This is a genomic window from Mycobacterium paraense, assembly GCF_002101815.1.
GTDB classification, from domain to species: Bacteria; Actinomycetota; Actinomycetes; order Mycobacteriales; family Mycobacteriaceae; genus Mycobacterium; species Mycobacterium paraense.
Genome location: NZ_LQPM01000030.1, coordinates 139,195 through 151,840, shown reverse-complemented (window position 1 = coordinate 151,840; position 12,646 = coordinate 139,195). Strand labels below are relative to the sequence as shown.

The 12,646-nt window shown below is 69.7% G+C and carries 11 protein-coding genes; 6 read left to right on the top strand and 5 right to left on the bottom strand.

All coding sequences use genetic code 11. The features are described from left to right. Nucleotides 1-171 precede the first annotated feature (171 nt). The gene (locus AWB89_RS21755; protein WP_085176438.1) at nt 172-846 is read left to right on the top strand and encodes a PAS and ANTAR domain-containing protein; all 675 of its coding nucleotides are present in this window, start codon (nt 172-174) and stop codon (nt 844-846) included. Here the strand turns inward: AWB89_RS21755 and AWB89_RS21750 are convergent. Continuing rightward, on the bottom strand, nt 843-1,328 hold the full coding sequence (locus AWB89_RS21750) for a hypothetical protein (RefSeq protein ID WP_085097254.1): 486 nt from the start codon (nt 1,326-1,328) through the stop codon (nt 843-845). The genes AWB89_RS21755 and AWB89_RS21750 overlap by 4 nt on opposite strands. A 75-nt stretch (nt 1,329-1,403) precedes the next feature. Beyond that, nucleotides 1,404-2,081 (bottom strand): envelope biogenesis lipoprotein LpqN, encoded by a 678-nt coding sequence (gene lpqN / locus AWB89_RS21745; protein ID WP_085097253.1) that lies wholly within the window; start codon nt 2,079-2,081, stop codon nt 1,404-1,406. Between the two features lie 152 nt (nt 2,082-2,233). Here lpqN and AWB89_RS21740 point away from each other — a divergent pair, with 152 nt between their 5' ends. Beyond that, nucleotides 2,234-4,876 carry a GH92 family glycosyl hydrolase gene (locus AWB89_RS21740; protein ID WP_085176436.1) on the top strand — a complete coding sequence of 881 codons (2,643 nt, stop codon included), beginning with the start codon at nt 2,234-2,236 and terminating at the stop codon, nt 4,874-4,876. A gap of 6 nt (nt 4,877-4,882) precedes the next feature. Here AWB89_RS21740 and AWB89_RS21735 read toward each other — a convergent pair whose 3' ends face one another. Next, a complete protein-coding gene (locus AWB89_RS21735) occupies nt 4,883-7,270 on the bottom strand; it encodes a lysylphosphatidylglycerol synthase transmembrane domain-containing protein (RefSeq protein WP_085176434.1) in 2,388 nt (795 codons plus the stop codon). Nucleotides 7,271-7,389: 119 nt separating this feature from the next. Between AWB89_RS21735 and AWB89_RS21730 the strand changes: the two genes are divergently transcribed. Both AWB89_RS21730 and AWB89_RS21725 read left to right on the top strand, forming a co-directional pair. Further along, the gene (locus AWB89_RS21730) at nt 7,390-8,331 is read left to right on the top strand and encodes a class I SAM-dependent methyltransferase (protein ID WP_085176432.1); all 942 of its coding nucleotides are present in this window, start codon (nt 7,390-7,392) and stop codon (nt 8,329-8,331) included. A 2-nt stretch (nt 8,332-8,333) separates the two neighbouring features. Further along, a complete protein-coding gene (locus AWB89_RS21725) occupies nt 8,334-9,281 on the top strand; it encodes a class I SAM-dependent methyltransferase (RefSeq protein ID WP_085176596.1) in 948 nt (315 codons plus the stop codon). 94 nt (nt 9,282-9,375) lie between these two features. Here the strand turns inward: AWB89_RS21725 and AWB89_RS21720 are convergent, their stop codons facing one another. Next, nucleotides 9,376-10,071 (bottom strand): TVP38/TMEM64 family protein, encoded by a 696-nt coding sequence (locus AWB89_RS21720; protein ID WP_085176430.1) that lies wholly within the window; start codon nt 10,069-10,071, stop codon nt 9,376-9,378. Between the two features lie 232 nt (nt 10,072-10,303). Between AWB89_RS21720 and AWB89_RS21715 the strand changes: the two genes are divergently transcribed. Then, the gene (locus tag AWB89_RS21715) at nt 10,304-10,531 is read left to right on the top strand and encodes an antitoxin (RefSeq protein ID WP_085097738.1); all 228 of its coding nucleotides are present in this window, start codon (nt 10,304-10,306) and stop codon (nt 10,529-10,531) included. Continuing rightward, nucleotides 10,528-10,929, top strand: a complete 402-nt coding sequence (locus tag AWB89_RS21710; protein WP_085176428.1) for a TA system VapC family ribonuclease toxin — start codon at nt 10,528-10,530, stop codon at nt 10,927-10,929. Before AWB89_RS21715 ends, AWB89_RS21710 begins: the two co-directional genes overlap by 4 nt. A gap of 19 nt (nt 10,930-10,948) precedes the next feature. Here the strand turns inward: AWB89_RS21710 and recD are convergent, their stop codons facing one another. After that, nucleotides 10,949-12,640 carry an exodeoxyribonuclease V subunit alpha gene (gene recD / locus AWB89_RS21705; protein WP_085176594.1) on the bottom strand — a complete coding sequence of 564 codons (1,692 nt, stop codon included), beginning with the start codon at nt 12,638-12,640 and terminating at the stop codon, nt 10,949-10,951. Between the last annotated feature and the right edge of the window lie 6 nt (nt 12,641-12,646).

Sequence of the window (12,646 nt, the reverse complement as noted above, 5' to 3'; positions counted from 1 at the left end):
CGTGCTCCGCGAGGCCCTCAGGCGAAGCTCCGGTGCGGCCGGATCGCTGCGGCCCTCGGTCGCCGGCGCCGTGCAACGCGCGCGGGAGCAGGTCGACCGATCCCGCGAACTGTGTCGCGACACCGAGCGTCGCCTGCGGGAAAGCGACGCGATCCTCCGGAAGCGCCCAGCGTGGCCTGGGAACTAGACGGTCAAACGGAAGCCGTCGAGCAGGCGCTCGCCGGCGGTACACCCCAGCGCGCGGGCTGGTTCCGTTTCTATTTCGAAGACCAACGCTGGGAATGGTCCGAGCAGGTGCAGCGCATGCACGGGTACGAACCCGGAACGGTCACGCCGACCACCGAACTCGTGCTGTCGCACAAGCACCCCGACGATCGCGGCCAGGTGGCCGCGACCATCAACGACATGGTCAATCAGCGCCAGGCGTTCAGCACACGGCATCGCATCGTCGACACCCACGGCGTCGTCCACCACGTGGTCGTGGTGGGCGACCAATTCTGCGACGACAACGACGAGGTGATCGGCACCCACGGCTTCTACATCGACGTCACGCCGACGGCCACCAAGAATGCCGAGGACGCCATCACCGCGAAAGTCGCCGCCATCGCGCAGCGCCGCGGTGTGATCGACCAAGCCAAAGGCATGCTGATGCTGGTGTACGGCGTCGACGAGGACGCCGCTTTCAACCTGCTCAAATCGCTCTCCCAGGTGCGCAACATGAAGCTCTGGCCGCTCGCCCAGCAGATCGTCAAGGACTTCGCCGAGTTGGGCAGGGAGGCGATCACCTCGCGCTCGCGCTTCGATCAGCGCTTGCTCACCGCGCACACGCGCGCGCCGAAGCGCTAGCCGGCCGGAGTCAACCGGACCGCCGCCAGGTGCATCCGGTCGACGGCCTCCGCGAACTCCTCGCGGGTCGGTATGCGCGGGTCGCGGAATTTCAGCCCGATCATGCGCTGTGCGCGTTGCAGCCCGTAGGACTCGGCGCAGCGGTGGTAGAGGTCGGAGACGATTTCGCGGTCGCGGATGAGCTCGCCACGCATCGCCGTCGTCTTGCCGTCGTAGACGACCTGCGCGGGCGCGCCGTTGCGGAAGTTCTGCTTCCACGGGGCGCCGGTCAGCGCGTAGAGCTGGTCATCGATCAGGTGCGCGCTCAGGGGAATCGTGTACGGCCGCCCCGTCTTTCGGCCCGTGAAGCTCAACACCATCAGCTGCTTGCGCGCGGGCCCCGCGAGTGGGGTGCGCAGCAGGAAACCCAGGACGGGGTTGACGAGACGCAGTAGTGCCGACGGGGGGTGCCCCGCGTCTATCGCGTGCGACTGTTCTGCCATGCCAACACCGTAAGGCCAACGGGGCGCCGCGGCGCAGCGATCTCACGGCCGCGGCGCCCCGGAAGGCGCCGGTGGTCAGGGGGTGATGGTCGTCTGGTCGTCGATGATGTTGGTGGCGTCCATCAACGGTCCCTGGTCGCTTTCGAGCGAGTCGGCGTTGAGCTGCAGCACGTACACCGCTCCCTGGCTGGGAATCACCACCGTCTTCTGGGCGACGGCGCGCGTCTTGCCGTCGCGCTGGTAGGTGCCGCCCAGCTGCCAGGCCTGGAACCCGGCCAGCGTGGACGCCTTGCCGTTTCCGCTGCCGCCCTGGTAGCCGGGGAGGCCGAGCAGTTCGTTGGGGGCGTACTGGAGGATTTTCGCGGGGTCGACGTCACCGGTGAGTTTGGAGTAGAGCGCCGAGATGGTGGGCGGATCGGCGGGGTTCGCCGGCTGCGACAGCACGATGCCGCCGTAGGACGTGCCGGAGTTCTGGGTGATCTGCCAGCCGGCGGGCACCGGCAGGTCGACGTTGGGGCCGGGATCGCCGTGGTGGATGGGCGTTTCGGTGATGTGGTTGTCGCGGACGTAGTCGGCGATCGTCGGGCCGCCCTGCGCGCTCGGCGTCGCGGAGGCTTTCGAAGTGGTGGTCGAGGTTGACGTGGATGTCGACGTCGATGTCGATGTCGACGGCGATGACTTGTTGCTAGAGCCGCATGCCACGAGCGCCACACTCAGCGCCACGGTAATGGTTGCTGCGGTCAACTGTTTCATCGATCAAATCTCCCGAATTTTGGGCCGGTACCAGCGCCAGCCACGCGGAATGAGACTAGCGGAAGTGGGCGGGAAAAGTTGCTAGAAAATTGGGGCCCTCCGGCACGCGCGAAAAGCACCGCAACGACGCGGGGATGCAGTAATAGACAGCTATGCGATCACGTGGCCTCCGTCGGGGCCTCATCGCGTTGCTCGCCGCGACCGCCCTCTTGCTGACCTTCATCGCGGCGGCCCCGCCGATCGCCTACGACGGTGAGCCGCAGTTGGTCGCCAACCCCGTCGACCACGTCGACACCCTGATCGGGACCGGGACGGGCGGCGAGACCGTCGGGGAGATCAACAACTTTCCCGGCGCCACGGTGCCGTTCGGGATGGTGCAGTACTCGCCGGACACCGTCGGCAACTACGCCGGCTACAACTACGACAACCCGCGCTCCACCGGGTTCAGCATGACCCACGCCTCGGTGGGCTGCGCCGCGTTCGGTGACATCTCGATGCTGCCGACCACCACGCCGATCGGCGCGCAGCCGTGGAACGCGTGGGAAGGGATCGCGCACGACGACAGCGAGCAAGGCGCGCCGGGCCATTACACCGTGCGGTTTCCGCGCACCGGCGTGACCGCGGAGCTGACCGCCACCACCCGCACCGGTGTCGGCCGGTTCCGCTACCCGCACAACGGTCGGCCCGCCCTGTTGCACGTCCGTTCCGGCGCGTCGCTGGCGGGCAATTCACGCGCGGCCATCCAGATCGGCGACGACAACACCACGATCACCGGATGGGCGACCAGCGGCGGATTTTGCGACAAGCCGAACACCTACACCGTCTATTTCGCGATGAAATTCAGCCGGCCGTTCACCTCCTACGGCTCCTGGGACGGCTATGCCGTGTACCCCGGTGTCCGCGGCGCGGCATCGCCCTACAGCGGGGGGTACGTGGAGTTCCCGCCCGGCTCGGCGCTGGAGGTGCGCACCGCGATCTCCTACGTCGGCATCGACGGGGCGCGGGCGAACCTGGAGGCCGAGGGCGGGATGAGCTTCGACGAAGCGCGCGCCGCCGCCGTATCCGAGTGGAACGCCACGTTGTCGTGTATCTCGGTGGCGGGCCGCAACGTTGGCAACGTGGATACCTTCTACACCGCGCTGTACCACTCGCTGCTGCACCCCAACACGTTCAACGACGCCGACGGGCGCTACATCGGATTCGATGGCGCGATCCATAGGGTGGAAAACGGGCGGACCCAGTACGCGAACTTCTCGGACTGGGACACCTACCGCAGCCTGGCCGCCCTGCAGGGCCTGCTCTTTCCCCAGCGGGCCAGCGACATGGCGCAATCGCTGGTGAACGACGCCGAGCAGAGCGGTTCGCTTCCCCGTTGGGCCCTGGCGAATTCGGCGACCGGCGAGATGAGCGGCGACAACGTGGTCCCGCTGATCGTGAACCTGTACGCCTACGGGGGCAAGGACTTTGACGTCGGCGCGGCGCTGCGCTACATGGTCGACGCGGCGACCAAGGGCGGGGTCGGCCGGGACGGCTACGTGGAGCGGCCGGGCATCGCCACCTACCTGGGGCTGGGCTACGCGCCGCACACCGTCGAGTTCGGCAACGGCGGTTGGATCGCCGACGCGTCGATCACGCTGGAGTGGTCGGTCGACGACTTCTCGATTTCCCGATTCGCCGACGCGCTCGGCGACGCCGGGACCGCGGCCACCTTCCAGACCCGGGCCCAGTACTGGCAGAACCTGTTCAATCCCACCACCCGGTATGTCTCGCCCCGCGGCGCGATGGGGTTCTTCCGCGAGGGCCCCGGATACATCGATTCCCCAAGGGCTTTCGGCCAGGACGGGTACGACGAGGGCAACGCCGAGCAATACGTCTGGTGGGTGCCGCACAACGTCGCCGGTCTGGTCACCGCGCTCGGCGGCCGCGCGGCGGTGGCCGACCGGCTCGACCGGTTCACCACCAAGCTCAACGTCGGCCCCAACGCGCCCTACCTCTGGGCCGGCAACGAGCCCGGGTTCGGGGTGCCGTGGCTGTACAACTACGTCGGCCAACCGTGGAAGACCCAGCTCACCGTCGACCGGGTGCGCGGCCTGTTCGGACCGAAGCCCGACGGCGAGCCGGGCAACGACGACCTCGGGGCGATGTCGAGCTGGTACGTCTGGGCCGCCCTCGGCCTGTACCCGAGCACGCCGGGAACGCCGATCCTGACGGTGGCCGCGCCCCTGTTCGACCGCGTCGTCATCGCCCTTTCCGCAGGGAGATTCATGCGGATCTCCGCCCCGGGCGCGTCGGGGCCGCACCACCTGAGATTCATCGGCGGCCTGAGCGTCGACGGGCGGCCCACGGATCGCACCTGGCTGCCGGAGTCGATCATCCGCACCGGCGGCGAGGTCGCCTACTCCCTGGCCGCCTACCCCAACAAGAGCTGGGGCACCGCCGAGTCCGCCGCGCCCCCGTCGTTCGCCACGGGAAGTTCGGCGGTGACCGTCAACCCTCCCCAGCCCATCGTCCGGCTCCAACCGGGACACGCCGGCACCGTGCAGCTCGACCTGCAACGGATGGCCGACGCCACCGGCGGCTACGAAGTCACCGGCACCTCCACCGATCCCGGGATCACCGTGACACCGGCCTCCGGGCAGTTCGGCGCCGACGGGTCGGCCTCGGCCGACGTCGCGATCACGGCCGCGCAGTCGGTGCCCGGCGAGTACTACGTGGTGTTCCTGACCACCACGGTCGGCGAAACCGCCAGGAAGTCAATCGTTTTCGTCGTCACGTCCGAGCCCGACGAACCCTGACCGCGCTCAGATCATCTCGTTGTCGGTCAACCACCGCATCACCGGCCAGCCGACGAATACGGGCAGCCAGCAGGTGAGCACGCGATACAGCAGCACCGACGGCACGCCGGTGGCCGCGGGTATGCCGAACGCGGCCAGACCACCGATCAGCGCCGCCTCCACGGCGCCCACGCCGCCGGGCGTCGGGGCCGCCGACGCCAGCGTCCCCCCGACCATCGTCACCACGGTGCACGTGACGAACGTCGCGCCGCCGCCGAAGGCCTCCACGCTGGTCCACAGCGCGAGCGCGGCACCGAGAGTCGTTCCGGCGCAACCGAGGATGATCAGCCCCAAGCGTTTCGGTTCCCGGGCGACTTCGACCAGGTCGCCGGTCACCTCCTTCAGCCTCGGCCGCAGATCCGTTGCCAGCCAGCGCCGCAGCCTCGGCACGAGCAGGAAGGTGCCGACGATGCCCAGCGCCACGCCGGCGATCAGGTACAGCACCGTGGCGCTGGGAACATAGTGCGAGAGGTCCATCGACGCACCCGCGACCGTGCTGAACAGGATCAGCAGCACGAGGTGCATGATCACCTGGACCGCTTGCTGCAAGGCGACCGCCGTGGTGGCACGCACCGCGGACAGCCCGCCGCCCTTCTGCAGGTACCGCGTGCTGAGCGCGAGTCCTCCGACGCCGGCCGGTGTGGTGGTCGCGGCAAAGGTGTTGGCCACCTGGGCGATTGACAGCTTCCAGAAGACCACCGACTCGTCGGCGCTCGCCCACAGCGCGGCGGCGGCGCCCACATACGTCAGCGCCGAGATCGCCAAGCCCAGCAGCGCCCACCACCAGTTCGCCTTGCTCACTTGGGCAACGAACGTCGGAACGGTGCTGATGAACGGGTAGGCGACATAGACCAGCGCGACGAGCAGCACCAACTGAATGACCTGCCGGCGGGTGAACCGGGTGATCGTTTCGGTCTTGATCTGGTCGGCGCCGGTCTGCCGCTTCACCTCCGCGCGGGCGCCGGAGATCACCGCCCCGGCATCGGCGACCGAGCGCCGGATGTATTTGGGGACCGCGGATTTGGTGAGCCGGCGCGAGGCGCTCAGGACGGTGTCCGCGCCGAACGCGTCGATGGCGGCGGCCACCGCCGACTTCGCGTCGTACAGCGCCGACGTCGTCACCAGCAGCTGGGCGATGTCGGATTGCAACTGGGTCTCGGTGGCCCCGTACTCGGCGTTGCCGAACCCGCCGAAGAGCACCGTGCCGCCGTCGACCGTGATCTCCCGGGCACGCAGGTCACCGTGGGAGATCTGGTGGTCGTTGAGCTCTCGCAGCGACTTCCACGCGCGGTCGACGGGAGTCGTCTTCGCGCATTGCTCGAGCGGAATGCCCCGGATTGGCCTGTGCGCGTACAGCATCCAACCCCGGTCGAGGCTGGCGACGGCGATCGTCGACGTGTTCGCGAGGCCGACGTCGCCGACGGCGATGGCCAGCAGCGCGCGGTGCTCGACGGCGCGGCGCATCGACGCCACCAGCGGCGCGGTTTCCCTGGCCCGCAGCCGTAGCTTTCGCCAAAGCTGAAGCAGGGCACCGCCGCTGCGCTGATGCGGGCCGTACAACTCGATCAGCGCCGATTCGGAGTCCGCGCCGGAGCCCTCGCACGTGGCCGACAGCACCAGCGGCCCGGGTCCGGCCGGCCGCACCACCTGCAGTCGCGAGACCACGCATCCCCGCTTGGCCAGCGCGCGCACCGTGCCTTCCAGCGGCACCTCGAGCGCGGGAGTGCCGACCACCAGAACCACCAGCGCGCCGACGAGCCAGCCGACCGCCAGCCCCAGCAGGGAGCGTGCCGGGACGATCGCGCTGACGAAGAGGTGGATCGGCACGAAGGCCAGCAGCAGCGTCCACCACCAGTGCCGCCAGCGCGCGGGCAGCCAGGGACCCGACACCGTCAGGACCGCGGCGAGCATCGCGATCCACCGCGGGTCGTCGAGGATCTGCGCCAGCGCGGTCTGCGGCCGGTCCATCAGGTCGAAATGCCAGCGCGGTGCGGAGATGCCGTTGCCGCCGATGGACAGCGAAAGGACCGCGATGAGCCCGGCGGCCGCGTACGCGCCGAGCAGCTTCCATTGCCGCCCGGCGACCAGACCGATGAGGATCGCGAACGGCAGCGCCAGGATCGCGATGCCGTAGGCCAGGTACACGAGATCGGACTGGGTGGGGGTCAGCACCCCGACGATCTCCGAGATCGATCGCTCCAGCGCGAGCCACTGCGGCCGGGTGATCAGCGAACCGGCGATCACGATCGCGAAGAACACCACCGCCGCGGCGAGTCGCAGGATGTCGTTGGTCCGCCGGGTCAGCGGTTGCAGCAAGTTGCCCGAAACGCTGATATCGCGCCCGTCAACTCGCATGTCGAGACCTTAACCGGATACTTCCGGGCCAGGGTGGATCAACGTGACGGACAGCTTGTTCACATCCGGCGCGCGTACGGTCGGGTAGGTAGTCGTGCTAGCGAATTGGAGGGCGTGAGGTGGCCAGAACCGACAACGACACCTGGGAGATCACCGAGAGCGTGGGCGCCACGGCGCTGGGCGTCGCGGCGGCCCGCGCGGCGGAAACCGAGAGCGAAAACCCGCTGATCAGCGATCCTTTCGCCCGGGTGTTCCTCGACGCCGCGGGGGAGGGCATGTGGAACTGGTTCGCGGCGCCGGACCTGCCCGCCGAGATCGCCGAGGCCGAACCCGACCTGAAGCCGCGGATGCAGTCGATGGTCAATTACATGGCCGCCCGGACGTCGTTTTTCGATGGCTTCTTCCTCGACGCGACGCGCGCGGGCGCGCTGCAGGTGGTGATCCTGGCGGCCGGATTGGACTCGCGGGCGTGGCGGCTGCCCTGGCCCGACGGCACCACGGTGTACGAACTCGACCAGCCCCGGGTGCTGGAGTTCAAGTCCTCGACGCTGCGGGACCACGGCGCGGAGCCGACGTGCAACCTGGTGCACGTCCCGGTCGATCTGCGCCACGACTGGCCGGCCGCGTTGCGCGAGGCCGGTTTTGACGCCTCGCTGCCGAGCGCCTGGTCGGCCGAGGGCCTGCTGCCGTTCCTGCCGGCGGCGGCCCAGGAATTGCTGTTCGACCGCGTCGACGCGCTGGGCGCCGCGGGCAGCCGGATCGCGGTGGAGGCCCCCGGCCCCGACTTCCTCGACGAGGCCGCCATCGAAAAGCGGCGCGCGGACATGCAGCGGGTGCGCGACCTGATGGCCAAGCTCCAGCCGGAGCGCGACATCCCCGACGTCCACGACCTGTGGTACTTCGAGGAGCGCGAGGACGTCGGGGACTGGTTGCGCCGGCACGGATGGAAGGTGACGGTGACGCCGGCCGAGGAGTTGATGGCCTCCTACGACCGCCGGCCCCCGCAGGGCGTCGAGGACGCCGCGCCCAAGACGCTGTTCGTGGCCGCCGAGAAGGAGTGACCGTGGTGCGCACCGACAACGACACGTGGGAGATCACCGAAAGCGTGGGCGCGACGGCGCTGGGCGTCGCCTCGGCGCGCGCGGCCGAAACCCGCAGCGAGAATCCGTTGATCTCCGACCCGTACGCCCAGGTCTTCCTCGACGCGGTCGGCGACGGGGTGTGGAACTGGCACTCCGCTCCGCAGCTGCCGCCCGAGCTCGTCGAGGCCGAACCCTCGGTGCCGCTGCAGATGCAGGCGATGGTCGGCTACATGGCTTCGCGGACGGCGTTTTTCGACCAGTTCTTCCTCGACGCGACGAAGGCCGGCATCCGCCAGGCCGTAATCCTGGCCGCGGGGCTGGACGCGCGCTCCTGGCGGCTGCCCTGGCCCGACGGCACCACCGTGTACGAGCTCGACCAGCCCAGGGTGCTGGAGTTCAAGCTCGCGACGCTGACCGAGCACGGCGCCCAGCCCGCCTGCGACCGCGTCGCCGTCGCGGTGGACCTGCGCCAAGACTGGCCGGAGGCGTTGCGGCGGGCGGGATTTGACCCGTCGGCGCCCAGCGTCTGGTCGGCGGAGGGGCTGATGCCCTACCTGCCCGCCGTGGCGCAGGAGTTGCTGTTCGAACGCGTCCAGGAGCTCACCGCGCCCGGTAGCCGGGTCGCCGTCGAGGCGCTGGGACCCAAGTTCCTCGACCCGGAGTTTCGCGCCAGGCGCCGCGAGCGCATGGAGCGGATTCGCGCGCTCATGGCCAAGGTGGACCCCGGACGCGAGATCCCGCGGACCGACGAGCTGTGGTACTTCGAGGAGCGCGAGGACGTCGGCGACTGGTTCCGCCGCCACGGCTGGGACGTGACGGTGACGCCGTCCGACGAGCTGATGGCCGGCTACGGTCGCCGGGCCCCGAAAGAGGTCGAGGACCAAGTTCCCGGCAACCTCTTCGTGGCCGCGTACCGCACCGGGGGCTAGCAGCCCCTGCGCCGAGCGTGAAGCTGCTGCGACACAACGGCTTGAATCTCGCAACAGTTTCACGCTCGGCGCGGCGACACGGGCGGGTGAGTCGTCAGCGCGAGTCGCGGGCGTGCTCGCGCCATCGTCGGTATCCGCGCCGCGCCGCGAACGCGCCGACGATGGCGCTCACGCACCACACCGCGATCGCGGCGTACGCCAACGGCGACGACAGATGCCTGATCGAGGCGCCCAGCGCGGTGTAGGCGAACGCCCTCGGCGCCGAACCGATGAGCGAGCCAATCGCCATCTGCCACAACGGGACTCCGAACGCCCCGAACGTGTAGGACGCCAGCGCGTCGGAGATGCCGGGGACGAACCGCTGGCCCACGACCGCCCACAGTCCGCGCTGCTCGATCAGCGCGTCGATGCGGTCGGCGCGTTGGGCCCCCAGCAGCGCCCGCGCGCTGTCCCGGCCGGCCCGCCGCCCGACGCGGCTGGCGACCATCGCGGTGCCGACCGTCGCGCCCAGCGTCACGAAGACGCCCAGCAGCGGGCCGAACAGCATTCCGCTGCCGGCGGCCAGGATCGAGCCCGGCACGAACAGCGTGCCCAGGACCGCCGACACCACGACGTAGGTCAGGGGCGCCGCCGGGCCCGTCGCCGCGACCGCGCGCCGCACCGCCTCGATGTCGATGACCCGCGCGACGGCCACCAGGTAGAACATCGCGGCCAGGAACGCGGCGAACACCGCGAGCCGCGCGATGTGGCGCCGCCGGGATGCGGGCGCGGGCCCCTCTTCGTCGGCCATGGTGACCGCGATTCTTGCGCACCCGTCGCGGCCACCTTGCGGTGCCCGTCTTGTCGGACCCTCGGAGCACACTCGGCTCAATCGATGCGACGTCGTAGATCGCGTCAAAAGGAAGTGGGCGATATGGGCGGCGTGCGGCCACTACGGACCAGCCAGGCCGAGTCGGCTTGACGCCTCGCCATGGCCAACTGGTGCATCAGAGCATCATGATGCGCTGATGTTAGGATGGGCCGTGCGCACGACCATCGATCTCCCGGACGACCTGCATAAACAGGCCTCCGCGATCGCACGGGACACCCACCGAACACTGAGCGAGACGGTTGCCGATCTCATGCGTCGTGGCCTGGGCGCCGGTAGCGCCGCCGCGGTCTCCAAAGACCGCAGGACAGGGTTGCCGCTGGTTCGTGTTGGGACGGTCGTGACGTCGGAGGACGTCCGATCGCTGGAGGATGAAGAGTGACGGCGCTACTCGACGCGAACGTGCTCATCGCGTTGGTCGTCGCCGAGCATGTGCATCATGACGCCGCAGCGGATTGGCTGGCGGTGGCCGACACAAGGTTCGCGACGTGTCCGATCACGCAGGGAAGTCTTGTCCGCTTCCTGGTGCGAATGGGGCAAACTGCGGCGACCGCGCGAGATGTCGTCACCGCCGTCGAAAATGCCAAAGGCCATGAGTTCTGGCCCGATAATGTCTCTTTCGCAGGTGTGCAGCCTAATGGCGTGGTCGGTCACCGACAGGTGACCGATGCGTACCTCGCCCAGCTGGCACGCGGCAACAGCGGTCAGTTGGCGACGCTCGACAGTGGCCTGGCGCACCTGCACAGCGACGTCGCGGTGCTCGTCCCCACGCGGAGTTGACAGCCGCACGTCGGGCCGCTCATGCGACAGGCGCCGCAGTCTGCAACCGCTGCGCCAGGCCGCTCGCGCGCACCGCGCGCCGCTCGATCGCGGCGCGCACGGACGCCTCCGCGCCGACCACCCGCACCTTCGCCTTGGCCCGGGTCACCGCGGTGTAGAACAGCTCGCGGGTCAGCAGACGCGAATCCTCCGGCGGCATGAGCACGGTCACCTCGGCGGCCTGGCTGCCCTGGCTCTTGTGGATCGTCATCGCGTGCATCGTCTCGATGTCGCTGAGCCGGCTCGTCGCGAAGCTCAACGTCCCGGTCGCGGCGGCGATGACCGCCCGCAAGCCGTCGTCGCCCGCGACGGCCACCCCGGTGTCGCCGTTATAGACCTTGAGCCCATAGTCGTTGGCGGTCACCAACAGTGGCCGACCGACGTACCAATCCGAGAACACCGGCTGCCCCGTCTCCTCGGACAGCCAGCGTTCCACCTGCCGGTTCCACTGCGACACCCCGTACGGTCCGCGCCGGTGCGCGCACAGCAGGCGGTGCTCGTCGAGTGTCGCCAAGGCCGCCTCGGCGGCGCCGAGCACCGCGGCCTCCCGCACCCGCAACGCGTGCCCGGTCAACACCCCACGCAGCCGGTCGGTGGGTCCGTCGGAGTCCACCCACTCGACATGCTCGCCGCCGGCACGCAGCAAGGCCACCACGCGGTCGGCGTCGCCGATCCGGATCGCTTCGGCCAGTGCGCCAATCGATTCGCCGAACCGATGCGGCGTGCGCAGGGCGGCCACCCGCACGTCGTGGCGAGCGGTCAGCCCCTCCACCAGGTCCGCCAACACGGCGCCGGCTTCCACCGAGGCCAGCTGGTCGGGATCGCCCACCAGGATCAGCCGGGTGTCCGGTCGCACCGCTTCCAGCAGCCGGGCCATCATCGTCAACGACACCATCGATGTCTCGTCGACGACGATGACGTCGTGCGGCAGCCGGTTGCCGCGATGGTGCCGAAACCGCACCGAGGTATCCGGCCTGGAGCCCAGCAGCCGGTGCAGCGTCGTCGCCTGCAGGCCGGCCAGCCGCGCCCGGTCCACCGCGTCCAGGTTCTCGACCTCGGCGGCCACGGCCTCGGCCAGCCGCGCCGCCGCCTTGCCGGTCGGCGCGGCCAGGGCGATCCGCGGCCGCGGTGCGCCGGTCAGCTCCGCCCGCTCGACCAGCACGCCCAGCAGCCGCGCCACCGTGGTCGTCTTTCCGGTGCCGGGCCCACCGGTGAGCACCGTAACCGCTTGCGACAGCGCGATTTCGGCGGCCGCCCGCTGTTCGTCATAGCCGGGCGGGAAAAGTCGCTCCAGCGGCGGCGTTCGACCGGTTGCCCCACGCACGGACAGCGCGAGCAGGTCCGCGCACACCTGTTCTTCCTCGAGCCAGTACCGGTCCAGGTACAGCAGCTCGCCGAACAGCCGCAGCACCGGCGGTGAACCGAGCAACCGGCTCGCCCGCACCGCGGCCATCCATTCGTCTGCCCGGGGCCACGGCAGGTCGGCGATGCCGATCTGCGCCGCCACCGCCCGCAGGTCGACGCACACCGAACCCCCGCGCAGCGCCCGCACCGCCAGGGCGATCGCCAGCGCCACCCGCTCATCCGGCTCGCCGGCGAGAACCGTAAGCCGTTGCGCCACATGGACATCCGCGGCCTCGAAGACGCCGGCATCGCTGAATGGCCGCAGCATTCCCGC